This is a genomic window from Candidatus Contubernalis alkalaceticus, from assembly GCF_022558445.1.
GTDB lineage: Bacteria > Bacillota > Dethiobacteria > SKNC01 > SKNC01 > Contubernalis > Contubernalis alkaliaceticus.
In genome coordinates, this window is the sequence record NZ_CP054699.1 from 392201 (window position 1) to 418105 (window position 25905).

Here is a 25905-nt window from a genome sequence, read left to right on the forward strand (position 1 = left end):
ATAGCCCTTGTTCGATGTTAATAACTTTGATGCTATAAAGATTGGGTTGGCTTCCCCTGGGCAGATCAGGGAATGGTCCCGGGGAGAAGTTAAAAAGCCGGAGACCATTAACTACAGGACCTTAAAGCCGGAACGGGAGGGGCTTTTCTGTGAGAAAATATTTGGCCCTCAGCGGGATTGGGAATGTCACTGTGGTAAATACAAAAGGGTCCGATATAAAGGGATTGTGTGCGATCGGTGTGGGGTAGAAGTAACCCGGTCTAAAGTGCGTCGGGAAAGAATGGGACACATTGAACTGGCTGCACCTGTTTCCCATATTTGGTATTTCAAAGGGATTCCCAGTCGCCTCGGCCTCCTTCTGGATATGTCTCCCCGGGCTCTGGAAAAGATTTTATACTTTGCAGCTTACGTGGTTATAGATGCCGGTGAAAGCGGTTTGACTAAAAAGCAGCTGCTTACAGAGACAGAATACCGGGAACTTTTAGAACAGCATAGTCAGCTGATTAAGGCAGGCAAAGGGTTCAGGGCTGAAATGGGAGCAGAAGCTATTAAAAAGCTTCTGGAAGAAATTGATTTAGAACAGCTTTCCAAAGAGCTTCGGGCAGAATTGAGGTCAACCACCGGGCAGAAGAGAATCAGGGCGGTGCGCCGCCTGGAGGTGGTAGAGGCATTCCGTAAATCGGGCAACTCTCCATATTGGATGGTCCTGGATGTTATTCCGGTTATTCCACCGGATCTGCGGCCTATGGTTCAGCTGGATGGAGGTAGATTCGCTACTTCAGATTTAAATGACCTTTACCGCAGGGTGATTAACCGGAACAACCGCTTAAAAAGATTGTTAGATTTGGGTGCCCCGGATATTATCGTGCGCAATGAAAAGAGGATGCTTCAAGAGGCTGTGGATGCCTTGATCGATAATGGCCGCCGGGGAAGGCCGGTAACAGGGCCGGGAAATCGTCCCTTGAAATCTTTAAGCGATATGTTAAAAGGTAAGCAGGGCCGCTTTCGTCAGAATCTGCTGGGAAAACGGGTGGATTACTCAGGACGGTCCGTAATCGTGGTGGGGCCGGAATTAAAGATGTACCAGTGTGGTTTGCCTAAAGAAATGGCTCTGGAGTTATTTAAACCTTTTGTTATGAAAAAATTGGTCAATGACGGTTTAGCCCATAACATAAAAAGCGCTAAGCGCATGGTAGAAAAGGTTAAACCTGAGGTTTGGGATGTCCTGGAGGAAGTTATTAAGGACCATCCGGTGCTGTTGAACCGGGCGCCTACACTACACCGCTTGGGGATTCAAGCGTTTGAACCGGTGCTGGTTGAGGGAAGGGCTATCCAAATCCATCCTTTAGTTTGTACTGCTTACAACGCTGATTTTGACGGAGACCAAATGGCCGTTCATGTTCCTCTGTCTGCAGAGGCTCAGGCGGAAGCCAGGCTTCTTATGCTTTCCGCCCATAATATCTTGAATCCCAAGGATGGTGCTCCGGTGACCACCCCTACACAGGATATGGTTTTAGGTTGTTACTATCTGACCATAGAAAAAGAAGGGGCTAAAGGTGAAGGTAAGCGTTTCCTCCATCCTCAGGAGGCTATTTTGGCCTTTCATACGGGAGTAATTGACCTGCAGGCCAAAATTTGTGTTAATATTCGAGACTATAATAAAAAAATACAAAATATGAGCGATTCTTTAAACCAGGGAACTGCTCCGATATACTTGATTACTACGGCGGGAAAACTGATTTTTAACGAAATTTTCCCTGAGGATTTTCCTTATATCAATTCCCATAATTTGGTTCAGGCTGTTTCTCAAGATGATATAATCTCTGAAAAAGGAGTAGATATCAGGGAAATAATTAAAATGAGGGAAACCAGGGATACTGTTAAAAAGGAGTTGTTAGGTAAGCTCATTGCCCTCTGTTTCCGCAAATATGGAAGTACTCGGACAGCGGAAATTTTAGACCATATGAAGAAATTGGGCTTTTCCTACGCTACTAAGGCCGGAGTTACCGTGGCTATTGCTGATATCATAATTCCGGAGGAAAAACCTGCTATAATTGGATCTTCAGAACAGGAGGTTCAAGTGATTGAAAAGGAGTTCAGGCGGGGCTTAATTACCGAGGATGAGAGGTACTCCCGGGTCATTTCTGTATGGACCAGGGCTCGGGAAAATGTTACCGAAGCTTTGATGAACAATCTAGATCGTTTCAATCCTATATTTATGATGGCTCATTCCGGGGCTCGGGGTAATGTTGGACAGATTTCTCAGCTGGCGGGGATGCGGGGACTTATGGCAGACCCTACCGGTCGGATCATTGACCTTCCTATTAAGGCTAATTTCCGAGAGGGCCTGACGGTGTTGGAATATTTTATCTCTACCCACGGGGCCAGAAAGGGACTGGCGGATACAGCTCTTAAGACGGCTGACTCCGGATATTTGACCCGAAGGCTGGTGGATGTATCCCAGGACGTAATTGTCCGGGAAGAGGACTGCGGCACTGAAAACGGTATAGAAGTCATGGAAATCAAAGACGGAAATGAAATCATTGAAGAGCTGGGTGAACGGTTAGTGGGTAGATATGTCATTGAGGATATTATTCATCCCCAGACCGGTCAGGTTATTGTGAAGAAGAATCATTTGATAGACGAAGAAAAAGGCGATGAAATTATAAAAAGCGGGTTGAAACAGCTGAATATCCGCTCGGTTTTGACCTGCCGCTCCCGATATGGTGTGTGTGTTAAATGCTATGGCCGGAATCTGGCCACCGGGATGATTGTGGAAATCGGTGAATCCGTAGGGATTATAGCTGCCCAGTCTATTGGTGAACCGGGGACTCAGCTTACCATGCGTACCTTCCATACCGGGGGTGTAGCCGGGGATGATATTACCCAGGGTCTCCCCAGGATTGAAGAACTTTTTGAAGCCAGGAAACCAAAAGGATTGGCTATTATCAGTGAGATCGAAGGGACTGTGGAAATCAGAGAGGCCAGAAACAAGAGAGAAGTTAAGGTGATGCCTCAGTATGGTGAGCCCAAAGTATATAATGTCCCTTACGGAGCCAGGTTGAAAGTTGCTAACGGAGATAATATCTCTGCCGGGACGGAATTAACAGAGGGCTCCATCAATCCCCATGACCTTTTGAAAGTAAAAGGGCCCCGGGGTGTACAGCTTTATTTGCTGCAGGAAGTGCAGAGGGTTTACAAGTTCCAGGGAGTGGATATCAACGATAAGCATATTGAAATTATAATCCGGCAGATGCTGAAAAAAGTGAAGGCAGAGGATTCCGGGGATACAGACCTGCTGCCGGGAGGTCTGGTGGATGTCTTCCAATTTGAGGATGTGAATCGGGAAGTAGAGGAGCAAGGAGGTCAGCCTGCTTCAGCCCGTTCGGTTCTGCTGGGTATAACCAAGGCGTCTCTGGCTACGGATTCTTTCTTGTCAGCTGCCTCATTCCAGGAAACCACCAGGGTGCTCACCGAGGCTGCCATCAAGGGCCGGGTAGATCCCCTGTTAGGGTTGAAAGAAAACGTGATTATAGGTAAACTGATTCCAGCAGGGACAGGGATGTCCAGGTACCGGAATATTCGAATCAGGATACCTGAGCAGGAACAGGATGTGTTGACGGAGGTAATTCCAGAAGAAGAAACTGTGGAAAGCCCTGCAGAAATGGTTGACAACACGACTGTGTGATGGTAAACTAATGGAGTGTGTATTTTTGCTTTCTGTTACTTCCTTAGTAAGGTTACAGTTTTAAGGAGGGAAAGAAATGACATTGGAACGTTTGCAGGGGGCCGTCAAAACAGTAATTGGTACCAAGCAGACAATGAAAGCTGTTAAAAACCATGAAGCTAAATTAGTTTTTGTAGCTCTAGATGCGGAAAACAGGGTCACCAGGCCTGTTCAGGATCTATGCAATGAACATAATATTGAGATTGTAGAAATACCCCTGATGGATGAGCTGGGAAAAGCCTGTGGTATTAAAGTGGGCGCAGCTATGGTTGCTATTTTGAGAGATTAGGCATCCAGGGGCCGAAATATCAGGCCCCTTTTATATTTAAGCTTTTGTCAAGAATTTTAGTTTACTGGAAGGAGGTGCATTATGCCTACCATAAGTCAACTGGTAAGAAAGGGAAGACGGGTGATAAAGAAAAAATCAACGTCTCCGGCTTTAGAAGAATCCCCCCAAAAGAGGGGTGTATGCACCAGGGTATCCACAACTACTCCCAAGAAGCCTAACTCTGCTCTGAGAAAAATCGCCAGGGTTCGGCTCACCAACGGAATGGAAGTGACTGCTTATATCCCCGGTGTGGGCCATAACCTGCAGGAACACTCAGTGGTCTTGGTAAGGGGCGGAAGGGTGAAAGACCTGCCTGGAGTTAGATACCATTTAGTCAGAGGAGCCCTAGACTCTGCCGGGGTTGAAAACAGGGCAAAATCCCGCAGTAAATACGGTACCAAATTAAAGAAATAGTGGGAAGGGAGGTAATGCTAAGTGCCTAGGAAAGGATCTGTACCAAAACGGGATGTATTAGCTGACCCTATTTATAACAGTAAGTTAGTTACCCGGTTTATTAATAAATTAATGTTGGATGGGAAAAGAGGCAAAGCCCAGGAAATTTTTTACTCTGCCCTGGATATTATAAAGGAAAAGGCAGGAAGGGAACCCATTGAGGTTTTTGAAGAAGCCATTAAGAATGTTGCACCCGTTTTGGAGGTAAAACCCCGAAGGGTGGGTGGAGCCACTTATCAAGTGCCCCTGGAAGTGAGTCCAGACAGAAAAATGATTCTGTCTATACGCTGGTTGGTAGGGTATGCACGGGGTCGAGGGGAGAAAACCATGGCCCAAAGGCTGGCTGGGGAACTAATGGATGCCGCCAATTCCATGGGAACATCCTTTAAAAAGAAAGAAGACACCCATAAAATGGCTGAGGCCAACAAGGCTTTTGCCCATTATAGATGGTAGAATATTTCATACTTTTTTAGAAAGGGGGGATACTAGATGCCAAGGCTGTTTGCACTAGAAAAAGTTAGAAATATAGGAATTATGGCCCATATTGATGCCGGAAAGACCACCACAACGGAACGCATCCTGTTTTATACAGGAAGGGTTCATCGTCTGGGGGAGGTACATGATGGAGCAGCTACCATGGACTGGATGGTCCAGGAGCAGGAAAGAGGCATTACTATAACCTCAGCCGCTACCACCTGCATATGGAAGGATTTTCAGGTGAACATTATTGACACACCAGGCCACGTTGACTTTACTGTTGAGGTGGAAAGGGCTTTGCGGGTCCTGGATGGGGCCGTGGGAGTGTTTTGTGCTAAAGGCGGAGTTGAACCGCAGTCTGAAACCGTTTGGCGTCAGGCAGATAAGTATCGTGTTCCCCGAATTGCTTATATCAACAAGATGGATATCATGGGTGCTGATTTTTTTAGTGTTCTAAATGCCATGCGGGAAAAGCTTAAAGCGAAAGTGCTGCCGCTGCAGATACCCATTGGAAGCGAAAGCTCTTTTAAAGGTTTTGTAGACCTTATTCGCTTAAAAGCCATCATTTATGTAGACGATTTAGGAACCAAAAGTGATGAATCGGAAATTCCTGAAGAGCTGAAGGAGTTGGCTTTGGAACACCGGGAAAAGATCCTGGAAACCTTGGCCGAACTGGACGAAGATATTATGGATAAGTATCTGGAGGGCAAAGAAATTTCCATAGAAGATATTAAAAAAGCGATTCGCAAAACCACCATTGCCACACAACTGGTGCCGGTGCTCTGCGGTTCCTCTTATAAAAACAAAGGGGTACAGCCTCTGTTAGATTCGGTGGTAGATTATCTTCCATCTCCTGATGATATCGATGCTATCAAAGGATTTACCGAAGATAACCAGGAGGAAACTCTGCGGAAATACTCTGACGATGAGCACTTTTCAGCTCTGAGTTTTAAGATTATGACTGATCCGTATGTAGGGAAACTTACTTTTATAAGGATTTATTCCGGTAGGCTTACTACAGGTATGACCATTTACAATTCTACCAAGGGTAAAAAAGAAAGAGTTGGTAGAATATTGAGGATGCATGCCAACCACAGAGAAGAGGTAAAAGAAGTTTATACCGGGGACATAGTAGCCCTGGTGGGAATGCGCTTTACTTCTACAGGGGATACCCTGTGTGATGAAAAGGCACCGGTGCTTTTGGAAAATATTCAATTCCCCGAACCGGTAATCGATGTGGCTATAGAGCCTAAGACCAAGGCAGACCAGGAAAAAATGTCCATATCCCTGCAGAAACTGTCGGAGGAGGATCCTACTTTTAGGGCTTATACCGACGAGGAAACAGGTCAGATAATTATTTCCGGCATGGGTGAACTGCACCTGGAAATCATCATTGACCGCCTGCTGCGGGAGTTTCATGTGGATGCCAATGTGGGCAAACCCCAGGTAGCTTACAAAGAAACTATCCGAGGAAAAGTTAAGGTGGAAGGAAAGTTTGTCCGTCAATCCGGTGGAAGAGGCCAGTATGGCCATGTCTGGCTGGAACTGGAACCGCTAACAACGGGAAAAGGGTACGAATTTGAAGATAAGATTGTTGGGGGGAAAGTTCCCAGAGAATACATTCCTTCAGTGGATACCGGTGTAAAGGAAGCCATGACTAATGGTGTCCTGGCAGGTTATCCCGTGGTGGACGTTAAGGTTTCTTTGGTAGATGGTTCTTACCATGATGTGGATTCTTCAGATATGGCATTTAAAATTGCTGGATCTATGGCCTTTAAACAGGGGGTCCTAAAAGCAAAGCCGGCTCTTTTAGAGCCTATGATGAAAATTGAAGTGGTAATTCCTGAAGAATATATGGGGGATATTATGGGGGACGTAAGTTCACGCCGGGGTAGAATTGAAGGAATGGAGCCCCGGTCAGGATCCCAAGTAATTAAGGCCTTTGTTCCCCTGTCTGAGATGTTTGGTTATGCCACCACACTTCGTTCAAAGACCCAGGGAAGGGGAACCTATTCAATGGAATTTTCCTATTATGAAGAGGTGCCCAAATCTGTGGCCACAGAAATCATTGAGAAATACGGTTCTTAAGAATGACAATCAATAAGGGTTAAATCCCTAACTATAATTCAATTAAAACCAAAAATAATATTTGGGAGGTATTAAAAAATGGCAAAGGAAAAATACGAAAGGACAAAACCCCACGTAAACGTGGGAACAATCGGACACGTTGACCATGGTAAGACTACTCTTACCGCAGCTATTACTCACTGTCTGTCCAATCAGGGATATGCTAAAAGGACGACTTTTGACGAAATTGACAAGGCTCCGGAAGAAAGGGAGCGGGGAATCACTATTGCTACCGCTCATGTTGAGTATGAGACGGAAACCCGTCACTATGCCCACGTTGACTGTCCTGGACACGCCGACTATATCAAGAACATGATCACTGGTGCTGCCCAGATGGACGGTGCTATCATCGTAGTATCCGCAGCTGACGGCCCAATGCCCCAGACTCGGGAGCATATTTTGCTGGCCCGTCAGGTGGGGGTTCCTTACATTATTGTATTCTTGAACAAAGTTGATATGGTGGATGATGAAGAACTAATTGAACTGGTAGAGATGGAAGTCAGGGATCTCTTAAGCGATTATGAATTCCCTGGGGACGATACTCCTATTGTTCAAGGTTCTGCCCTTAAGGCTCTGGAATGCGGCTGCGGCGAAAGAGAATGTAAAGATTGTAAAGCAGTTTGGGAATTGATGGATGCCATCGATTCATTTATACCAAATCCTGAAAGGGATGTTGATAAGCCTTTCTTGATGCCTATTGAGGATGTTTTCACTATTACCGGACGGGGTACCGTTACTACCGGTAGAGTTGAGCGTGGCGCAGTAAAAACTGGTGATGAAGTAGAAATTGTAGGTTTCGCCGAACGTTCCCGTAAGACTGTGGTAACCGGCGTGGAAATGTTCCGCAAAATCATGGACTATGCAGAAGCTGGCGATAACATCGGGACCCTGCTTCGGGGTATTGACCGGGAAGAAGTAGAAAGAGGTCAGGTTTTAGCGAAGCCTGGTTCCATTAACCCTCATACCAAGTATAAGGCGGAAGTGTATGTGCTGAAAAAAGAAGAGGGTGGAAGGCATACCCCGTTCTTTAATGGATACCGTCCCCAGTTCTACTTCCGTACCACTGACGTGACCGGTGTTACCACTCTGCCTGATGGCGTGGAAATGGTAATGCCTGGGGATAATGTAAATATGGATATAGAATTGATTACCCCCATCGCCATCGAAGAAGGGCTGCGCTTCGCCATTCGTGAAGGCGGCCGTACCGTAGGCGCCGGGGTGGTAACCGGAATCATCGAATAATATAGCTAAAGCTAGATACGACTGAAGAGGTATAAGAAAAGATAATAAATCCAGCGGAAATACGTGATGAAGTAAAAGGTTGCCGTCCCTTCCCTAATGGAATAGGAACGGGTAATTTTTACGGAGCATGTCCGTTAATAAATCGGGCGATAAGGAGGAAAGAGATGTCCAGGCAAAAAATTAGAATACGATTAAGGGCTTTTGACCATAACATTCTGGACCAGTCCGCCGGAAAAATTGTTGAAACGGCGAAAAAAACCGGGGCTTCAGTTTCAGGTCCAGTGCCGCTTCCCACGGAGAAAAGCATATACACGGTTATTCGTGCCCCCCATAAATATAAGGATTCCCGTGAACAGTTTGAAATGCGGACCCACAAAAGGCTTATAGATATTATGGAACCTACACCGGGCACCATCGACGCACTGATGAGGTTGGACCTGCCGGCAGGGGTAGATATTGAAATCAAGCTGTAGCTAATTCTCTAAATTAATCTTGACTGGGGAGGTGTACAAAATGGAAAAAGCTATACTCGGCACAAAAGTTGGAATGACCCAAATATTTGACCAAAAAGGTAATGTAATACCGGTAACGGTAATTAAGGCAGGACCCTGTATGGTAGTTCAAAAAAAGACCGAAGAGACAGACGGTTACAAGGCTCTTCAGGTGGGGTTTGAGGACCAGAAGGAAAAAAGATTGAACAAACCCAAATTAGGGCACTTTAAAAAAGCTGACGTAACTCCTAAGAAATATCTTAAAGAACTGTCTCTCAGCAGTGTAGATGAATATGAAGTAGGACAGGAAATTAAGGCTGATATATTTAAGGCAGGAGACCTGGTGGATGTGACCGGAATTTCCAAAGGAAAAGGTTTTACCGGTTCTATAAAAAGGCACGGTCAAAGACGTGGACCTATGAGTCACGGTTCTCATTACCATAGAGGCCCTGGTTCCATGGGCTCTGTTGATGCTGCCAGGGTTTTTAAAGGTCGGCCGCTGCCTGGAAGGAAGGGCGGGGATCGGGTAACGGTCCAAAAGCTCTCGGTTGCCAAAGTTTACCCGGAAAAAGATCTTATTTTAATTCGAGGTTCAGTACCGGGTCCCAAGGGAGTTCTCCTGGTGGTAAAAGATACGGCAAAGAAGGACGGGTAACAACTTCAGGTAGGAAAGGAGGAATACATCATGCCTAAGGTGGCGTTATACAATACACAAGGGGATCAAGTGGGAGAAGTTGATTTGAACCCGAGTATTTTTGATGTAGATGTAAATGAAACATTGATGCACAACGCAGTTTTAATGCACCTGGCCAACCGGCGGCAGGGCAATGCTTCCACCAAGACCCGAGCAGAAGTGCGGGGCGGTGGGCGAAAACCCTGGCGGCAAAAAGGCACGGGCAGGGCACGGCACGGTACTATTCGTTCTCCCCTCTGGGTTGGCGGTGGAATCACTTTCGGCCCTCATCCCAGAGATTTCGGCTATACCATGCCAAAGAAGGCTAAAAGGCTGGCCATTAAGTCAGCTTTGACCTCTAAAGTAAAATCAGGTTCATTAAAGATTCTGGAACAGTTGGGTTTTCAAGAACCTAAAACCAAAGAGATGGCCCAATTGCTGGGCAATTTGAAAGCACCAAAAAAAGTTTTGGTGGTAACCGGGGAACCAGACAACATGGTAGTTAAGTCAGCCAGAAATATACCCGGAGTCAAGATACTTCCGGCTTATCAATTAAATGTTTACGACATCTTGAATTGTGAGAATTTGATTTTAACCCAGGAGGCCGTAAATAGAGCTGAGGAGGTATTTTCTTGATGCGGGATGCCAGAGATATTATCATAAAACCCATTGTAACAGAAAAAAGTACCATTCAAATGGAAGAAAGTAAGTATACCTTTAAGGTTGACATCAAAGCCAACAAAATAGAAATTAAAAAAGCCCTGGAGGAAATATTCGGGGTGAAGGTAAAAAGTGTAAACACCATGAGGATGAAGGGGAAACCCAAGAGAATGGGTGTTCACAGGGGATATACCTCCGACTGGAAAAAAGCTATAATCACCTTACAGCCGGACAGTAAGCCCATTGAAATATTCGAAGGACTGTAAAGGAGGGATATAAATGGCTGTCAAAAAATTCATTCCTACTTCCCCTGGGAAGAGACATATGACTGTTTCAACCTTTGAAGAAATTACCTCCACTGAAACTGAAAAGTCCCTGACTGCTCCTCTGAAGAAAAAGGCTGGACGTAACTCCTATGGTCGTATCACGGTGAGGCATCAGGGGGGAGGACACAAGCGGAAGTACAGAATTATAGATTTTAAAAGGGAAAAGGATGGGATCCCGGCAAAAGTTGTACAGATTGAATATGATCCCAACCGTTCTGCTAATATAGCCCTTCTTAATTATGCCGACGGAGAAAAAAGATATATTTTGAGTCCCATAGGCTTGAAGGTTGGTATGATCATAAGTTCGGGTCCGGAAGCGGAGATTCGTTCGGGCAACTGCCTTCCTTTACGAAACATGCCGGTGGGTTCCGTGATACACAACATTGAGATGAAGCCAGGCAAGGGCGCACAGTTTGTTCGTTCTGCCGGAACCTCTGCCCAGCTTTTAGCGAAAGAAGGCACACATGCTCATATACGGCTTCCATCGGGAGAGGTAAGGCTGATTCCAGTGGGGTGTAAAGCCACTCTGGGTCAGGTGGGAAATGCTGATCATGAGAATATTACCATCGGCAAGGCCGGCCGCCAACGTTGGAAGGGGATTAGGCCCACAGTTCGAGGGGTAGTAATGAATCCTACAGATCACCCTCACGGCGGTGGTGAAGGAAAAGCACCTATCGGACGGAAGAGTCCGGTGACACCCTGGGGTAAACCTACCCTGGGCTATAAGACTCGGAAGAAGAACAAAGATTCTGATCGATACATTGTTAAAAAAAGAAAGTAAAGGTTAACCGTTGAAGGGAGGGATAGTCAAGTTGAGCAGGTCCTTAAAAAAAGGTCCCTATATTGAAGCAAGATTATTTGAGAAAATAGAAAAAATGAATGCAAAGGGCGAAAAGCGGGTGATTAAAACCTGGTCCAGACGTTCAACCATTTTCCCGGAAATGGTAGGCCATACCCTGGCGGTGCATGACGGCCGCAAGCATGTGCCTGTCTATATTACGGAAGATATGGTGGGACATAAGCTGGGAGAGTTTGCCCCCACCAGGACTTTCAGGGGTCATGGTCACCACACCGAAAGGTCATCAGCCCTGAAATAATTGGCGAAGGGGAGGGATAGTCATGGAAGCAAAAGCAGTAGCCCGATATGTCCGAGTTACACCCAGCAAAGTGCGTCTCATTGCTGACCTTATCAGGGAAAAAAATGTGGATCAAGCACTTTCTATATTAAAGTTTACGCCCAATAAAGGGGCCAGAGTACTGGAAAAAGTTTTAATTTCGGCCATAGCAAATGCAGAACACAACTATGAGATGGATGTTAACGCTCTGTTCGTGGCCAAGGCCTATATAGACGAAGGTCCGACATTAAAGCGCTGGCGTGCCAAGGCCATGGGCCGGGTAGGTAGGATTAGAAGAAGAACTAGTCATATTACCGTAATCTTACAAGAAAGGGAGGGATAGAACACAGTGGGGCAAAAAGTACATCCCATAGGGATGCGTCTGGGCATAATTCGTGACTGGGATGCCAGGTGGTATGCCAAAAGCAACTATAAAGAATTATTACACGAAGATCTGGCTATTCGGGATTTCATTAAAAATAACCTGAGCCAGGCTAGTGTATCCAGGGTAGAGATAGAAAGAGCTGCTAATCGGATCAGATTATCCATTCATACCGGTAAGCCAGGTATGGTAATAGGAAGAGGCGGATCCGGTGTGGAACAGCTGCGAAAAAACCTGGAAAAACTAACTGGAAAACAAGTGCATGTTAATATTTTGGAGATTAAAGTCCCTGAACTGAATGCACAGCTGGTGGCTGAAAATATAGCATCACAGCTGGTGCGCAGGATTGCTTTCAGGAGAGCCATGAAACAGTCGGTGAACCGGACCATGAGGTCTGGGGCTAAAGGGATTAAGGTAGGCTGCAGCGGTCGTTTGGGCGGTGCAGAAATTGCCCGGGCTGAAGTTTATCACGAGGGGACTGTTCCCCTGCAGACCTTACGGGCAGATATCGATTATGGCTTTGCAGAAGCAGATACTACGTACGGCAAGATTGGAGTTAAAGTTTGGATCTATAAAGGAGAAATTTTACCTGAGGCAAAGAAAATTCCAGGTAAAAATGTAGGAAAAGAAAGGGGCGACTAGTATGTTGATTCCCAAAAGGGTAAAATATCGCCGCCAGCATCGCGGACGCATGAAAGGCATATCAAAAGGTGGCAACACCATTGTATTTGGTGAATTTGGCTTACAAGCCCTGGAACCGGCCTGGATAACCAGTCAGCAGATTGAAGCAGCTCGTGTTGCTATGACCCGTTTTATTAAAAGGGGAGGGAAAGTTTGGATTAAAATATTCCCTCATAAACCTGTTACGGAAAAACCTGCTGAAACCCGGATGGGAAGCGGTAAGGGTTCACCGGAATATTGGGTGGCTGTAGTGAAGCCTGGCAGAGTCCTGTTTGAACTGGCCGGTGTGGATGAAGAAACTGCTCGGGAGGCCATGCGCCTGGCTGCTCATAAACTACCTATTAAAACCAAGTTTATCAAGAGGGAAGAATTGGGTGGTGATACGCGTGAAAGTTAAAGAAATTCGTGACATGACTGATACAGAATTACAAAATAGGGTTGGGGAACTGAAGGAAGAATTGTTTAACCTGCGTTTTCAGATGGCTACAGGCCAGTTGGAAAATCACATGCGTATTCGTGATGTTAAAAAGAGTATCGCCAAAGTAAAAACCATTATCAGAGAACGGGAGTTAAACGGCTAAATCCAAGGATTTAGTTTTTAGAGAAAGGAGGCCTGTAGTTTGGAAAGAGGAAAAAAGAAGGTCCGGGTTGGCAGAGTTGTCAGCGATAAAATGGATAAAACCGTCGTAGTAGCGGTAGAAAGAATTACCCGGCATCCGTTGTATGGAAAAACTATGCGGAAGACCAAAAAGTTTAAGGCTCATGATGAAAACAATGCCTGCCATACGGGCGATAAAGTAAGAATTATTGAGACACGGCCTTTGAGCAAGGATAAAAATTGGCGGGTTTTAGAAGTCTTGGAAAAATCCGAGCTGTAGTGGCGGCTAGCGTAGGAAAGGAGGGGCACCAATGATTCAGAGTGAATCTTATCTAAATGTTGCAGACAACACTGGAGCCCGAAAAATTATGTGTATCAAAGTTTTAGGCGGTTCTGGACGGAAATTTGCCAGTATCGGTGATACCATTGTCGCTACCATCAAAGAGGCTAATCCCGGCGGCATGGTGAAAAAAGGTGATGTGGTCAGGGCTGTAATTGTCAGAACTAAAAAGGGACTGAATAGAAACGACGGATCTCATATTAAGTTTGACGAAAATGCGGCAGTAATTATTAATGATCAGGGAAACCCCAGAGGAACCCGTATATTTGGGCCGGTGGCCAGAGAACTGAGGGATAAGGAATACATGAAAATTGTTTCCTTGGCACCGGAGGTACTTTAGGAATCAACAGTAATAGTTTTATTGAGCAATAAGGAGGTGGAAGGATGACAACACCTAAGCTGCATGTGAAAAAAGGAGATAAGATAATCGTTCTGTCCGGAAAAGACAAAGGTAAAAAGGGAAAGATTATTTCCTGCCTCCCTAAAGAAGGAAAAGTTGTGGTGGAAGGGGTAAACATTGTTAAGAAACATACCCGTCCTACACAGAAGTCTCCCCAAGGAGGGATTAAGGAACAGGAAGCCCCAATCAGGAGTTCAAAAGTTTCGTTAGTGTGTCCTTCCTGTAAAAAGCCAACCAGAGTAGGTAAAAAAATATTGGCTGATGGAACAAAAACTAGACGCTGCAGTAAATGCGGAGAAACGATCTAACGCTAATTTGGGCTGAAAGGAGGTAGGGGTTTTGTCCGGACTTAAGGATAAATATATTAACGAAATTAGAAATGAAATGGTTCAGAAGTTTGATTATAAAAATATTTTTGAAGTGCCGCGATTAGAGAAAGTGGCAATAAACATGGGCGTGGGTGAAGCCAAGGAAAACCCAAAGCTTTTGGATGCTGCCGTTAGAGACCTCTCAATCATTTCCGGCCAGAAGCCAGTGGTTACCAAAGCCAAGAAATCAGTAGCTAACTTTAAGTTGAGGGAAGGTATGTCCATCGGCTGTAAGGTAACCTTGCGAGGCATGAGGATGTATTATTTCCTTGAAAAATTGATTAATGTAGCACTACCCCGGGTAAGAGACTTTAGGGGCATTTCTCCCAAATCCTTTGATGGTAGGGGAAATTATTCCCTGGGATTAAAGGAACAGTTAATTTTTCCGGAAATAGACTACGATGATGTGGAAAAAATCATGGGTATGGATATAACTGTGGTTACGTCCGCTAAAACAGACGAAGAAGCCAGAGAATTGCTTAGGCTTTTTGGAATGCCGTTTAAGGTTTAAGAAATTTGCATTTAGGGAGGGAAAAAGGTGGCCAAAAAATCGTTAATTGCTAAAGCAAAGCGGGATCCAAAATTTAAGGTAAGAGGATATTACCGCTGTATGATTTGCGGACGTCCCCATGCTTATCTGCGAAAATTTGGCATGTGCCGTCTATGCTTTCGCAAGCTGGCCCATGAAGGTAAAATACCTGGAGTTAGAAAAGCCAGCTGGTAAATAGTATTTGTGAAAGGGGGTATCCTTGTATGAGCATGACGGATCCGATTGCAGATATGCTCACCAGAATAAGAAACGCCAACAGAGTTCATCTGGACCAAGTAGAAATACCATCGTCTAAGGTGAAACTGGCCCTGGCAGAGATATTGAAGAGTGAAGGATTCATTAGGGAATTTGAATATCGAAAAGATAGCAAACAGGGGATAATTCGAGTTTATCTGAAGTATGGAGCGTCTAAAGAGAGAGTTATTACCGGTTTAAAGCGAGTCAGCAAGCCGGGATTAAGGGTATATGTTAATAACGATGAATTACCCAAGGTTTTAGGGGGTCTAGGGATTGCTGTTGTCTCCACGTCAAAGGGATTGATGACCGATCGAGACGCCAGGAAAACCGGAGTCGGCGGAGAAGTATTATGTTACGTATGGTAAAAGTAATTTTTGTGATTGGAGGGCTTAAGTAATGTCCAGGATTGGCAAAAAACCTATCAACATTCCCCAGGGCGTAGAAATCAAGGTTTCCGATAACCTGGTCACGGTAAAAGGTCCTATGGGACAGCTTCAGAAAATGATTCCTAAGGACATGAGTGTTGAGATTGAAGAAAACATCCTGACGGTAACCCGTCCTTCAGACAGCAGTCAGCATCGTGCTCTGCACGGCCTGTCCCGAAGCCTGATAAATAACATGGTGGAAGGGGTTACCAAAGGCTTTGAGAAAACCCTGGAACTGGTGGGTGTTGGTTACAGGGCCACCAAGCAGGGAAATAACGTAAACATTGCTATCGGCTATTCTCATCCTGTGCTGGTTGAGCCTAAGGAGGGACTTGAACTGGATGTTCCGACGCCCAATAAGATTGTAGTAAAGGGCATCGATAAGGAAGCGGTAGGATTGTTAGCTGCTAATATACGGGATATAAGGAGACCGGAACCCTATAAAGGCAAAGGAATAAAATATTTGGATGAGAAAATCAGGCGTAAAGTTGGTAAAGCCGGTAAGTAGTCTGTTGGAAGGGAGGAATAATATTGTTCCGGAAAGAAAGCAGAAATCTTTTAAGAAAGAAAAGACATATGCGTATCAGATCCAAAATATCTGGAACAGCTGATCAGCCCCGCTTAAACGTTTTTCGCAGTTCCAGTCAGATTTATGCCCAGATTATTGATGACTTGAGCGGAACAACTGTAGTCAGTGCTTCCAGTCTTGATCATGAATTAGCTGGAAAACTGGAGGGTCTGGATAAAAAGGGTAAAGCAAAAAAAGTCGGAGAATTACTGGCCCAAAGAGCTCTGGATAAAGGTGTGCAAACCGTAATTTTTGACCGGGGAGGATATCGATATCACGGCAGGGTGAAGTCCTTAGCCGACGGAGCCAGAGAAGTGGGGCTTAAATTTTAAATAAATATGGAAAATTGTTAGCATTATATTTTCTGATAAAGGAGGGAAAAGCTTGCAAAGGGATAAACGACGCAAAGATCCTAAAGAATCCGAATTTATAGAAAAAGTAGTTCAAATAAACAGGGTAGCTAAAGTGGTCAAAGGCGGAAGACGTTTTAGTTTCAGTGCCCTGGTGGTGGTAGGAGACGGGAAAGGCAAAGTAGGTGCCGGTCTTGGTAAGGCCGGTGAAGTACCGGAAGCCATCCGAAAAGGCATTGAAGACGCTAAGAAAAATATGATTCTTGTGCCCATCGTGGAAGATAGTATCCCCCATGAAATTATGGGAAGATTCGGTGCAGGGAGAGTACTTCTAAAACCTGCTTCCAAGGGAACCGGGGTGATCGCCGGCGGTCCTGTGAGGGCAGTGTTGGAGGCAGCAGGGATCAAAGATATCTTGACCAAGTCCTTGGGTTCTGCCAATGCTATTAATATGGTAAAGGCCACCCTGGAGGGTATTAAGGGAATGAAGAGAGCAGAAGAAGTAGCCAAACTTCGAAACAAATCAGTTTCTGAGCTCTTTAGTTAGGAGGGTAAATATGAAAACGCTGCGGGTAACCCTGGTTAAAAGCTCTATTGGATATGCAGAGGATCAGAAAAATACTGTAATTAGTTTAGGGCTTACCAAACTGAACAAAAGTAAAGATCACAATGACACACCTCAAATAAGAGGGATGATAAATAAAGTAAAACATTTGGTTAAAGTTGAAGAAATTGGTTAAATTTAGGAAGCAACCATGAAAAGGAGGTGTTCAAGATGCGCTTGCATGAGCTTAAGAGTTCACCGGGAGCTAGACAGAAAGCCAAAAGAAAGGGCCGTGGTTTGGGTTCAGGGCTGGGAAAAACAGCCGGTAAGGGCCATAAAGGGCAGAAATCTCGCTCTGGTGGAGGTGTAAGGCCGGGTTTTGAAGGTGGACAGATGCCTCTGCAGCAGCGGCTTCCCAAAAGAGGTTTCACCAATATATTCAAAAAACAAATTGCTGAAGTAAATATAAAGGTTTTAAATTGTTTTGAAGATGGCACAGAAGTTACCCCTGAACTGTTGATGGAAGAGGGTATTATTAAATCAGTTAAAGATGGTGTTAAGATATTAGGGGACGGAGATTTGAATAAGAAATTAACAGTAAGGGCGCATTATTTCAGTAAAAACGCAGTAGAAAAAGTCCAGGCTGCAGGCGGCAGGGCTGAGGTGATATAAGTTATGTTGGATATAATTCGGAGCGCGTGGAGAATAACTGAGCTTCGTACCCGAATTCTCTTTACACTGGGGATGTTTATTGTTTTCCGATTGGGTTCCCATGTCCCGGTTCCAGGAATCGACGTAGCTCAGCTGCAGGAATTCTTTCGGGGCGATAATTTGTTTGGCTTTTTGAATGTAATCGGAGGAGGCGCTCTCAGCAACTTTACAATCTTTGCCATGAGTATTACGCCTTACATTAATGCCTCCATTATTATGCAGCTTTTGCAGGTAGTGATTCCCAAGCTGGAAGAGTTGGCCAAAGAAGGGGACGAGGGCAGAAAGATTATCAATCGATATATCCGTTATCTTACAGTGGTATTAGGTTTTATTACGGCCACAGCCATGACTTTCGGACTTATCCGAGGGGCCATCATTAATCCCGGTTTCCTTTCTTACGTTACCATCATCTTTTCCCTGACTGCGGGAACAGCATTTTTAATGTGGTTAGGGGAACAGATTTCCGAAAAGGGAATCGGTAATGGTATTTCACTGATTATATTCGCCGGAATTATTGCCAGTTTTCCTGAGGGAGCCGCGGTGATGTTTGAAAGGATCAGGGTAGGAGAGACCTCTATCCTGTCAGTTTTAGCTATCGGTTTGTTTTTCTTAGCTTTAGTTGTTTTTATCATTATGCTCACCCAGGGAGAACGCCGTATTCCGGTACAGTATTCAAAAAGGGTTGTGGGGCGCAAGGTATATGGCGGCCAGTCAACGCATATACCGCTTAAAGTGAATCAGGCCGGAGTGATTCCCGTAATTTTCGCTTCATCTATTCTCATGTTTCCACCCACCCTCGCACAGTTTGTGAATCACCCCATAACCATACGTATTGCGGAGGTGTTGGATTGGGGTTCTCCAATTAATACGATTTTATATTTTGCGTTCATTATCTTTTTCACTTACTTCTATACGGCAGTTCAATTTAATCCGGTGGAAGTATCTCAAAATGTCAAAAAGCATGGTGGTTTTATTCCGGGATTGCGGCCCGGCAGGCCTACGGCAGAGTATTTAGAGAGAATCATGTCTAGAGTTATACTGGTGGGGGCTGTTTCCCTGGCAGCAATCGCAACGTTACCTATTATTTTACAGAATGTTACGGATTTAAATCTGATTTTCAGCGGAACCGGACTTATAATCATAGTAGGTGTATCTCTGGAGACAGTTAAACAGATTGAAAGCCACCTTTTAGTCAGGCATTATCAAGGTTTCTTAAAGTAACGGGGGTTTTGGGTGATGATTACTTTAAAGTCTGATCATGAAATTGAACTTATGAGGGAAGCAGGCAGAATAGTAGCCTTAACCCATAAAATTTTGGCACAGGCTGTGGTGCCGGGAATTACCACTGCTGAGCTGGATTTTATTGCAGAGAAAAACATCAGAGCCCATGGGGGTGAGCCTGCCTTTAAAGGATATAATGGTTTCCCCGCCAGCATTTGCACTTCCATCAACGAACAGGTGGTGCACGGTATTCCTAGTATTCGTAAACTTAAAAGTGGAGAAATTATCAGTATTGATGTGGGTGTATGCTACAAGGGATATTATGGGGATGCCGCAGTTACGCTGCCGGTGGGAGAAATTAATGATTCCGCAGCTGAGCTGTTGGAGGTAACCCGGGGGTCCCTGTACAATGCTCTCCAGTTTGCCAGGATCGGCAATCGGCTATCTGATATTTCCCATGGGGTCCAGACCTTTGCTGAAGACAGGGGCTACCATGTAGTCAGAAATTACGTGGGCCATGGAATAGGCACCAGCATGCACGAGGAACCAGAAATACCAAATTTTGGAAGGCCGGGTCGTGGGCCTAAACTACAAAAAGGGATGGTTCTGGCCATTGAGCCCATGATCAATATCGGGACTTGGGAAGTAGAGACACTGGAGGACAACTGGACAGTGGTGACCAAGGATACCAGCCTTTCTGCGCACTTTGAGCATACTGTGGCTATAGGGGAAGAAGGAATAGAAATTCTTACGGAATTGAATGGCGGCTGATTGGCAGGCCATGGATAGAGGAGTGTTGGTTATGAATTCAGTTGCAGTCATAGGCCAATTAGTTTGTTCAAATGCCGGAAGAGACAGGGGAAGTTATTATATTATAACCCGTATTATCGATGATAAGTTTGTGGAGGTAGCTAACGGAAGCAGCCGTAAGATTAACAGCTCAAAACGTAAAAATATTAAACATCTTAAAATTTACCCTTATGTAGACCTTGAGTTAGGGAAGGGGCTGGACTTAAACCAGTCAAAAGACCATGAGCTGGTTAAAACATTGAATAAGCTGCTGCAGAAGAAAACCAGGCAGCATTGAAAAGGGAGGTTTTTACTACCTGATGTCCAAAAAAGACGTGATTGAAGTTGAGGGTACTGTGGTGGAACCTTTACCTAATGCCATGTTCAGGGTAGAAATCGATGGGGGACACAAAATATTAGCCCATGTATCCGGTAAAATAAGAATGCATTTTATTCGAATACTACCCGGGGATAGGGTTTTAATGGAGTTATCACCATATGATTTGACCCGGGGCCGCATCACTTATCGTTATAAATAAGGAGGCATAGGGATGAAAGTCAGACCATCCGTTAAAAAAATCTGCGAGAAATGCAAGATAATCAAAAGAAAAGGAAAAGTCATGGTTATTTGCGAAAACCCTAAGCATAAACAAAAACAGGGTTAGCTGCTAATAATTATGTATATTTTATGTTAAAAAGGGGTACTTTATTAATTTGTCTACTTTTATAACTAAAAGGAGGTGGAAATGTGGCAAGAATAGCCGGAGTGGATTTACCAAGAGATAAAAGGGTGGAGATTGCCCTTACCTATATATATGGGATTGGGAGGAAAACTTCTCAAGATATCTTAAGTGAGACCGGGGTTAAAGACAGTACCCGGGTTAGGGATCTTACGGAGGATGAAATTGCTCGACTCAGGGATATAATTGAGAAACAGCACAAAGTCGAAGGAGACCTTCGTCGGGAAGTAACCATGAACATAAAAAGGCTCATTGAGATTGGAAGTTACCGGGGCATTCGCCATCGCCGGGGGTTACCGGTAAGGGGACAAACCACAAAAAATAACGCCCGGACCAGAAAAGGCCCTAAGCGTACTGTAGGAATCCGGAGAAAGAAAATATAAAGGGGGGACAATGAATGGCCAAAAGAAGAACCGCTCGACCCCGTCGTCGTGAGCGTAAAAATATTGAACATGGGGTGGCTCATATCAAGTCAACCTTTAATAATACTATAATATCTATTACCGATTTGAAGGGTAACAGCATATCCTGGGCCAGCGCAGGGACGGTAGGATTTAAAGGTTCCAGAAAGTCTACACCTTATGCCGCCCAGATGTCAGCTGAAGCCGCAGCCAGGGCAGCTATGGAGCATGGATTGAAAGAGGTAGAGGTTTTTGTGAAGGGGCCCGGAGCAGGTCGAGAGGCTGCCATCAGATCGCTGCAGGCAGCAGGTCTTGAGGTTAATCTCATTAAGGATGTAACACCTATACCTCATAATGGATGCCGGCCGCCCAAGAGAAGAAGGGTATAAATAGAAATATCTAAGGAGGTGCAACAGTAACGTATGGCGAGATACAAAGAGTCTGTTTGCAGACTTTGCCGCCGTGAAGGACTAAAACTCTATTTAAAGGGTGAAAGGTGCTACACAGATAAGTGTGCCGTTGACCGGAGAACATATGCCCCCGGTCAGCATGGACAGTCCCGGCGGGGCAAAGTATCAGAATTTGGACTACAGTTAAGGGAAAAACAGAAAGCCAGAAGAATCTATGGAGTTTTAGAAAAACAGTTTAGAAACTATTTTAAGAAAGCTGAGCGAATTAAAGGGGTAACCGGGGAAACTCTGCTGCAGATCCTGGAAAGCAGGCTGGACAACGTAGTTTACCGTTTGGGTTTTGCCGGCTCTAGGAATGAAGCCAGACAGATGATTACCCACGGCCATTTCCGGGTAAATAATCATAAGGTGAATATTCCATCTTATTTGGTAAGCCCTGGGGATGAAATCTCTGTACGGGAAAAAAGCCGTAACTCCCCCAGATTTAAGGAGCTTTGGGAAATTGCTGAACAAAGGTCCCAGCCGGAATGGTTGGAATTGGATGCAGAAAACTGGAAGGGCAGGGTAGTTCGTCTGCCTATTCGAGAGGAAATTGATATTCCTATCAGTGAGCATTTAATTATCGAACTTTACTCCCGTTAAAAATATGCCCCTCAGAAGGTTTTTATGAACTTATTAGAGGAGGTTTGATTGAATGATTGAAATTGAAAAACCGAGAATTGAGTGTGTCTATACGGACGAGAGTAACTCTTATGGTAAATTTACAATAGAGCCTTTGGAGAGAGGATACGGAATCACCTTAGGGAATTCCCTGAGAAGAATTCTTTTGTCTTCCCTTCCTGGATCTGCAATAACTTCCATCAAAATTGAGGGTGTTCTGCATGAGTTTTCAGTTATCCCCGGAGTACTGGAGGATACTGCTGAGATTATCCTCAATCTAAAAAAATTGTCCATGAAAATTAGTGATTCCGAACCACAGACTTTAATTGTGGAAACGGATCGGGATGGGGTTGTTACTGCTGGGGATATTAAATTACCTCCCTCGGTGGAAATATTGAGTCCTGATCTGGTCATTGCTACTCTGGAAAAAGGGGCCAGTCTCTATATGGAGATTGTGGCAGAAAATGGAAGAGGGTATATCCCGGCGGAAAGGAATAAAAAACCTAACCAGCCCATTGGTATCATTCCCGTTGATTCCATTTTTACTCCTATCAGCAAAGTAAATTACCAGGTAGAAGATACCCGAGTAGGTCAGATAACCGACTATGATAAGCTTACGGTAGAGGTATGGACCGACGGAAGTATCCGACCGGACGAAGCCATCAGCCTGGGCGCCAAGATACTCAACGAACATTTCAATCTCTTTGTAAACCTCACCAAGGAAATTAACGATGTGGAAATAATGGTGGAAAAAGAAGAGGATGAAAAGGGCAAAATTTTAGAAATGACCATAGAGGAACTTGACTTGTCAGTTCGTTCTTACAACTGTCTGAAAAGGGCAGGCATTAACAGCGTACAGGAACTCATTCTTAAAGCCGAAGACGATATGATGAAAGTACGTAACCTGGGTAAGAAATCTCTAGAAGAGGTACAGAACAAACTGGCAGAGTTGAACCTGTCCTTAAAGGCCAGCAACGAATAAGGAAAGGTGGAATGAAAATGGCTTACAGGAAATTTGGCCGCAGCAGCAATCAGCGGAGGGCAATGCTTAGAAATATGGTTACCTCCTTGATACTTGCGGAAAGAATTGAAACTACAGAGGCCAAGGCAAAAACTGTTAGAAGAATTGCTGATAAGATGATTACCCTGGGCAAGAGGGGCGATCTGCATGCTCAGCGCCAGGCTTTAAGCTATATGCTGGACGAAGATGCCGTATATAAATTGTTTCACGATATTGCGCCCAAATATGAGGACCGTCAGGGTGGCTACACCAGAGTGTTAAAAAAAGGGCCCCGCAGGGGAGATTCTGCCCCTATGGCCATCCTTGAATTGGTGTAATTTAAGATTCAATAGAATAAGGTGATTAAATTTGCAGGAAATAATCCAGTTTCAAGGGGTTAGTTATATCTATAATCAAGGCAGGGAAGATGAGGTTTTAGCCCTGGAGGATGTCACCTTAAAAGTTGAAGAAGGGGAGTTTTTGGTGGTGTTGGGACATAATGGTTCTGGAAAGTCCACACTGGCCAGACTAATAAATGCCCTTCTAATCCCCTCCAGGGGCAGAGTAATAGTGGACAACTTGTCCACGGATAATCCCCAAAGCCTTTGGAAGATCAGACAAAATGCAGGGATGGTATTTCAAAATCCAGACAATCAAATTGTAGGCACCACGGTGGAGGATGATGTGGCATTCGGTCCGGAAAACTTAGGGCTTCCTTCAAAAATTATTAGGGAACGGGTAGATGAAGCCCTAAAAAGAGTAGGAATTCCAGAGCTAGCAAAACGGCCTCCTCATTTTCTGTCTGGGGGACAAAAACAAAAGGTGGCTATTGCCGCAGTAATCTCTATGCGCCCTCGGTGTTTAGTTTTAGATGAGCCTACGGCACTGCTGGATCCAGAGGGCCGACTGGAAGTGCTTCAGACGGTAAAGGAATTGAATGAGAATGAAAATATTTCCGTGGTTTATATCACGCACTTCATGGAAGAGGCCGTGACTGCTGACCGTATTGTGGTTATGGAGCAGGGAAGAATTGTCATGGAGGGGTCTCCCAGAAAAATTTTTCCCCAGGTAGAAAAATTAAGGGAACTGGGTTTAGATGTCCCCCAGGTAACCGAATTGGCACTTCTCTTACGAAAGGAACAGGGATTTCATGAACTGCCGGAAGATATTTTAGAAACTGAGGAACTGGTGAACTATTTATGCTCATCCAGGTAAAGGATTTGACCCATATTTATATGTCCGGAAGCCCTTATGAGCATTGGGCTCTGAATAAAGTAAACCTGGAGGTCTGCCAGGGGGATTTTTTAGGCCTGATCGGCCGCACCGGTTCAGGAAAAACTACATTGGTGCAGCACCTGAACGGACTTTTGAAACCTACGGAGGGAACTGTACTGTTTAAGGGCAGGGATCTTTATGGGGAGCAGGAAGTAGACTGGAGAGAAATTAGACAGAAGGTTGGATTGGTATTTCAGTATCCTGAAGAACAGCTCTTCGGCGAGACGGTGTTTGAAGATGTGGCCTTCGGCCCCAGGAAAATGGGCTTGAAGGAGGAAGAAGTGGAACGAAGGGTAGAAAAAGCACTGAAGATGGTTAACCTTGATTTTAAGGAGTTTAGCGGACGTTCTCCCTTTAACCTCAGCCGGGGTGAAATGAGGAGAGCTGCCATGGCAGGAGTATTGTCCATGGAGCCGGAAATCCTGGTCATGGATGAGCCTTCCTCCGGGCTTGATCCCCGGGGCAGGAAAATGCTTCTGGAGCAGGTGAAACAATTCCACCGACAAGCTGGCATAACGGTGATTTTTGTTTCCCATAACATGGAAGAGGTAGCCCAGTTGGCCAATCGACTGGTGGTTATGGAGAAGGGTCAAATTGTAATGGATGGAAGCCCCGCGGAGGTTTTTAGAGAAGCAGAAAAATTAATGTCAATAGGGCTAGGGATACCTCAGGTCACCCGACTGATGCTGGAGCTAAAAAATAAAGGCAAAGGAGTCAGGACTGAGGTTTTTAGTGTAGAGGAAGCCAGGAGAGAAATAGTAACGGAGTTTCTGGAAAAGCAGGGTGAAAAACCATGATTAAAGATATTACCATGGGACAGTATTATCCGGCAAAATCTTTACTGCACGACCTGGATCCACGCATGAAAATAGTGTTATTGTTTTTTTATATGGTGTTAATATTTTTTGTGAAGACGTTCTATGGGTTTTTTTTCATTGGGATAATCACTTTGGGGATGATAAAGGGAAGTCGGCTTCCCGTAAGATTTTTTTTAAAAAGTTTAAGACCTATATTAATTATTATCAGCTTTACTCTTTTCCTTCATGCTTTTTTCACTAAGGGAGGAGAGGTATTATTGTCCATAGGACCCTTAACTGTAGAAGCCGATGGGTTAGTGACCGGCCTATTCATGACACTGAGGTTGATAATACTTGTAATCACTACTTCCTTATTAACCTTGACTACCTCGCCCATTGCCTTGACTGACGGGATTGAGTATCTGCTGAGCCCGTTGAAAAAAATTGGGGTGCCTGCTCATGAGGTGGCTATGATGATGACTATTTCACTGCGCTTTATACCTATACTGATTTTAGAAAGTGATAAGATTATGAAAGCGCAGTTAGCCAGGGGAGCAGACTTTAACCGGGGCAGCATTGTGGAGAGGGCCAGGAACATGATCCCACTGATGGTGCCGCTGTTTGTAAGTGCATTTAGAAGAGCTGATGAATTGGCTTCAGCCATGGAAGCCAGATGTTACCGGGGTGGGGAAGGTAGAACCAGACTGCATAATCTGCAGCTTTCCCCCAGGGACTACTATGCATTAACCTTTGTGGCCAGTGTTTTTATGCTGTTTATCGTGACTGGGCTATAGTGGATGCAGCCGGTAGTATGTATTTATTATCTGTTGGTTAAGGGG

At 44.8% G+C, this 25905-nt stretch carries 40 protein-coding genes; all 40 read left to right on the top strand.

Annotation, left to right across the window (positions count from 1 at the left end; translation table 11 throughout):
- Positions 1-7: 7 nt before the first annotated feature.
- The 40 genes from rpoC to HUE98_RS02040 all read left to right on the top strand — a co-directional run bounded on the left by rpoC (position 8) and on the right by HUE98_RS02040 (position 25860).
- The gene (gene rpoC / locus HUE98_RS01845; RefSeq protein WP_241422191.1) at positions 8-3688 is read left to right on the top strand and encodes a DNA-directed RNA polymerase subunit beta'; all 3681 of its coding nucleotides are present in this window, start codon (positions 8-10) and stop codon (positions 3686-3688) included.
- A 76-nt stretch (positions 3689-3764) separates the two neighbouring features.
- Positions 3765-4016, top strand: a complete 252-nt coding sequence (locus HUE98_RS01850) for a L7Ae/L30e/S12e/Gadd45 family ribosomal protein (RefSeq protein ID WP_241422192.1) — start codon at positions 3765-3767, stop codon at positions 4014-4016.
- An 81-nt stretch (positions 4017-4097) separates the two neighbouring features.
- Positions 4098-4469 (top strand): 30S ribosomal protein S12, encoded by a 372-nt coding sequence (gene rpsL / locus HUE98_RS01855; RefSeq protein WP_241422193.1) that lies wholly within the window; start codon positions 4098-4100, stop codon positions 4467-4469.
- 21 nt (positions 4470-4490) lie between these two features.
- Positions 4491-4961 carry a 30S ribosomal protein S7 gene (rpsG, locus tag HUE98_RS01860; protein WP_241422194.1) on the top strand — a complete coding sequence of 157 codons (471 nt, stop codon included), beginning with the start codon at positions 4491-4493 and terminating at the stop codon, positions 4959-4961.
- A gap of 36 nt (positions 4962-4997) precedes the next feature.
- Positions 4998-7073, top strand: a complete 2076-nt coding sequence (gene fusA / locus HUE98_RS01865; protein ID WP_241422195.1) for an elongation factor G — start codon at positions 4998-5000, stop codon at positions 7071-7073.
- Between the two features lie 78 nt (positions 7074-7151).
- Positions 7152-8354 carry an elongation factor Tu gene (tuf, locus tag HUE98_RS01870; protein ID WP_241422196.1) on the top strand — a complete coding sequence of 401 codons (1203 nt, stop codon included), beginning with the start codon at positions 7152-7154 and terminating at the stop codon, positions 8352-8354.
- Positions 8355-8518: 164 nt separating this feature from the next.
- The gene (gene rpsJ, locus HUE98_RS01875) at positions 8519-8827 is read left to right on the top strand and encodes a 30S ribosomal protein S10 (protein WP_241422197.1); all 309 of its coding nucleotides are present in this window, start codon (positions 8519-8521) and stop codon (positions 8825-8827) included.
- 40 nt (positions 8828-8867) lie between these two features.
- Positions 8868-9500 (top strand): 50S ribosomal protein L3, encoded by a 633-nt coding sequence (gene rplC, locus HUE98_RS01880; protein ID WP_241422198.1) that lies wholly within the window; start codon positions 8868-8870, stop codon positions 9498-9500.
- A 30-nt stretch (positions 9501-9530) separates the two neighbouring features.
- Positions 9531-10154 (top strand): 50S ribosomal protein L4, encoded by a 624-nt coding sequence (gene rplD / locus HUE98_RS01885; RefSeq protein WP_241422199.1) that lies wholly within the window; start codon positions 9531-9533, stop codon positions 10152-10154.
- Positions 10154-10444 carry a 50S ribosomal protein L23 gene (rplW, locus tag HUE98_RS01890; RefSeq protein WP_241422200.1) on the top strand — a complete coding sequence of 97 codons (291 nt, stop codon included), beginning with the start codon at positions 10154-10156 and terminating at the stop codon, positions 10442-10444. The genes rplD and rplW overlap by 1 nt, the downstream gene beginning before the upstream one ends.
- A 13-nt stretch (positions 10445-10457) precedes the next feature.
- Positions 10458-11285, top strand: coding sequence for a 50S ribosomal protein L2 (gene rplB / locus HUE98_RS01895; protein WP_241422201.1), 828 nt, complete (start codon positions 10458-10460; stop codon positions 11283-11285).
- 31 nt (positions 11286-11316) lie between these two features.
- Positions 11317-11601, top strand: coding sequence for a 30S ribosomal protein S19 (gene rpsS, locus HUE98_RS01900; RefSeq protein ID WP_241422202.1), 285 nt, complete (start codon positions 11317-11319; stop codon positions 11599-11601).
- 22 nt (positions 11602-11623) lie between these two features.
- Positions 11624-11962, top strand: coding sequence for a 50S ribosomal protein L22 (gene rplV / locus HUE98_RS01905; protein WP_241422203.1), 339 nt, complete (start codon positions 11624-11626; stop codon positions 11960-11962).
- A 6-nt stretch (positions 11963-11968) separates the two neighbouring features.
- Positions 11969-12643 carry a 30S ribosomal protein S3 gene (gene rpsC / locus HUE98_RS01910; protein WP_241422204.1) on the top strand — a complete coding sequence of 225 codons (675 nt, stop codon included), beginning with the start codon at positions 11969-11971 and terminating at the stop codon, positions 12641-12643.
- 1 nt (position 12644) lies between these two features.
- A complete protein-coding gene (gene rplP / locus HUE98_RS01915; RefSeq protein ID WP_241422205.1) occupies positions 12645-13079 on the top strand; it encodes a 50S ribosomal protein L16 in 435 nt (144 codons plus the stop codon).
- Entirely contained in the window at positions 13069-13263 is a 195-nt protein-coding gene (gene rpmC, locus HUE98_RS01920; protein WP_241423483.1) for a 50S ribosomal protein L29, read from the top strand. The genes rplP and rpmC overlap by 11 nt, the downstream gene beginning before the upstream one ends.
- A 39-nt stretch (positions 13264-13302) precedes the next feature.
- A complete protein-coding gene (gene rpsQ / locus HUE98_RS01925; protein WP_277623696.1) occupies positions 13303-13560 on the top strand; it encodes a 30S ribosomal protein S17 in 258 nt (85 codons plus the stop codon).
- A 31-nt stretch (positions 13561-13591) separates the two neighbouring features.
- Positions 13592-13960, top strand: a complete 369-nt coding sequence (gene rplN, locus HUE98_RS01930) for a 50S ribosomal protein L14 (RefSeq protein WP_241422206.1) — start codon at positions 13592-13594, stop codon at positions 13958-13960.
- Between the two features lie 44 nt (positions 13961-14004).
- Positions 14005-14328, top strand: a complete 324-nt coding sequence (gene rplX / locus HUE98_RS01935) for a 50S ribosomal protein L24 (RefSeq protein ID WP_241422207.1) — start codon at positions 14005-14007, stop codon at positions 14326-14328.
- A gap of 31 nt (positions 14329-14359) precedes the next feature.
- Entirely contained in the window at positions 14360-14899 is a 540-nt protein-coding gene (gene rplE / locus HUE98_RS01940; RefSeq protein WP_241422208.1) for a 50S ribosomal protein L5, read from the top strand.
- Between the two features lie 27 nt (positions 14900-14926).
- Positions 14927-15112, top strand: coding sequence for a type Z 30S ribosomal protein S14 (locus tag HUE98_RS01945; protein ID WP_241422209.1), 186 nt, complete (start codon positions 14927-14929; stop codon positions 15110-15112).
- 29 nt (positions 15113-15141) lie between these two features.
- The gene (rpsH, locus tag HUE98_RS01950; RefSeq protein ID WP_241422210.1) at positions 15142-15540 is read left to right on the top strand and encodes a 30S ribosomal protein S8; all 399 of its coding nucleotides are present in this window, start codon (positions 15142-15144) and stop codon (positions 15538-15540) included.
- Positions 15541-15571: 31 nt separating this feature from the next.
- Positions 15572-16108 (top strand): 50S ribosomal protein L6, encoded by a 537-nt coding sequence (rplF, locus tag HUE98_RS01955; RefSeq protein ID WP_241422211.1) that lies wholly within the window; start codon positions 15572-15574, stop codon positions 16106-16108.
- A gap of 23 nt (positions 16109-16131) precedes the next feature.
- Positions 16132-16500, top strand: a complete 369-nt coding sequence (gene rplR, locus HUE98_RS01960; protein WP_277623697.1) for a 50S ribosomal protein L18 — start codon at positions 16132-16134, stop codon at positions 16498-16500.
- Between the two features lie 52 nt (positions 16501-16552).
- Positions 16553-17065 (top strand): 30S ribosomal protein S5, encoded by a 513-nt coding sequence (gene rpsE, locus HUE98_RS01965; protein WP_241422212.1) that lies wholly within the window; start codon positions 16553-16555, stop codon positions 17063-17065.
- Positions 17066-17075: 10 nt separating this feature from the next.
- Positions 17076-17258 (top strand): 50S ribosomal protein L30, encoded by a 183-nt coding sequence (gene rpmD, locus HUE98_RS01970; RefSeq protein ID WP_241422213.1) that lies wholly within the window; start codon positions 17076-17078, stop codon positions 17256-17258.
- Between the two features lie 35 nt (positions 17259-17293).
- Complete coding sequence (rplO, locus tag HUE98_RS01975; protein ID WP_241422214.1) at positions 17294-17734, top strand: 50S ribosomal protein L15; 441 nt, start codon at positions 17294-17296, stop codon at positions 17732-17734.
- Between the two features lie 3 nt (positions 17735-17737).
- Positions 17738-18994 carry a preprotein translocase subunit SecY gene (secY, locus tag HUE98_RS01980; RefSeq protein WP_241422215.1) on the top strand — a complete coding sequence of 419 codons (1257 nt, stop codon included), beginning with the start codon at positions 17738-17740 and terminating at the stop codon, positions 18992-18994.
- Positions 18995-19009: 15 nt separating this feature from the next.
- Complete coding sequence (gene map, locus HUE98_RS01985; RefSeq protein ID WP_241422216.1) at positions 19010-19765, top strand: type I methionyl aminopeptidase; 756 nt, start codon at positions 19010-19012, stop codon at positions 19763-19765.
- A 31-nt stretch (positions 19766-19796) separates the two neighbouring features.
- Positions 19797-20081: a KOW domain-containing RNA-binding protein gene (locus HUE98_RS01990; RefSeq protein ID WP_241422217.1), complete on the top strand. Its 285-nt coding sequence runs from the start codon at positions 19797-19799 to the stop codon at positions 20079-20081.
- A gap of 22 nt (positions 20082-20103) precedes the next feature.
- On the top strand, positions 20104-20322 hold the full coding sequence (infA, locus tag HUE98_RS01995) for a translation initiation factor IF-1 (protein WP_241422218.1): 219 nt from the start codon (positions 20104-20106) through the stop codon (positions 20320-20322).
- Positions 20323-20334: 12 nt separating this feature from the next.
- A complete protein-coding gene (rpmJ, locus tag HUE98_RS02000; RefSeq protein WP_241422219.1) occupies positions 20335-20448 on the top strand; it encodes a 50S ribosomal protein L36 in 114 nt (37 codons plus the stop codon).
- 83 nt (positions 20449-20531) lie between these two features.
- Complete coding sequence (gene rpsM / locus HUE98_RS02005; protein WP_241422220.1) at positions 20532-20906, top strand: 30S ribosomal protein S13; 375 nt, start codon at positions 20532-20534, stop codon at positions 20904-20906.
- Between the two features lie 14 nt (positions 20907-20920).
- Positions 20921-21313, top strand: coding sequence for a 30S ribosomal protein S11 (rpsK, locus tag HUE98_RS02010; protein ID WP_241422221.1), 393 nt, complete (start codon positions 20921-20923; stop codon positions 21311-21313).
- A 33-nt stretch (positions 21314-21346) separates the two neighbouring features.
- Positions 21347-21976 (top strand): 30S ribosomal protein S4, encoded by a 630-nt coding sequence (rpsD, locus tag HUE98_RS02015; RefSeq protein WP_241422222.1) that lies wholly within the window; start codon positions 21347-21349, stop codon positions 21974-21976.
- Between the two features lie 52 nt (positions 21977-22028).
- Complete coding sequence (locus HUE98_RS02020; protein ID WP_241422223.1) at positions 22029-22976, top strand: DNA-directed RNA polymerase subunit alpha; 948 nt, start codon at positions 22029-22031, stop codon at positions 22974-22976.
- Between the two features lie 17 nt (positions 22977-22993).
- The gene (gene rplQ, locus HUE98_RS02025; RefSeq protein WP_241422224.1) at positions 22994-23332 is read left to right on the top strand and encodes a 50S ribosomal protein L17; all 339 of its coding nucleotides are present in this window, start codon (positions 22994-22996) and stop codon (positions 23330-23332) included.
- A gap of 31 nt (positions 23333-23363) precedes the next feature.
- Positions 23364-24209, top strand: coding sequence for an energy-coupling factor transporter ATPase (locus HUE98_RS02030; protein ID WP_241422225.1), 846 nt, complete (start codon positions 23364-23366; stop codon positions 24207-24209).
- Positions 24194-25066 carry an energy-coupling factor transporter ATPase gene (locus tag HUE98_RS02035; RefSeq protein ID WP_241422226.1) on the top strand — a complete coding sequence of 291 codons (873 nt, stop codon included), beginning with the start codon at positions 24194-24196 and terminating at the stop codon, positions 25064-25066. Before HUE98_RS02030 ends, HUE98_RS02035 begins: the two co-directional genes overlap by 16 nt.
- Positions 25063-25860, top strand: a complete 798-nt coding sequence (locus HUE98_RS02040; protein WP_241422227.1) for an energy-coupling factor transporter transmembrane component T family protein — start codon at positions 25063-25065, stop codon at positions 25858-25860. Before HUE98_RS02035 ends, HUE98_RS02040 begins: the two co-directional genes overlap by 4 nt.
- Positions 25861-25905 lie beyond the last annotated feature (45 nt).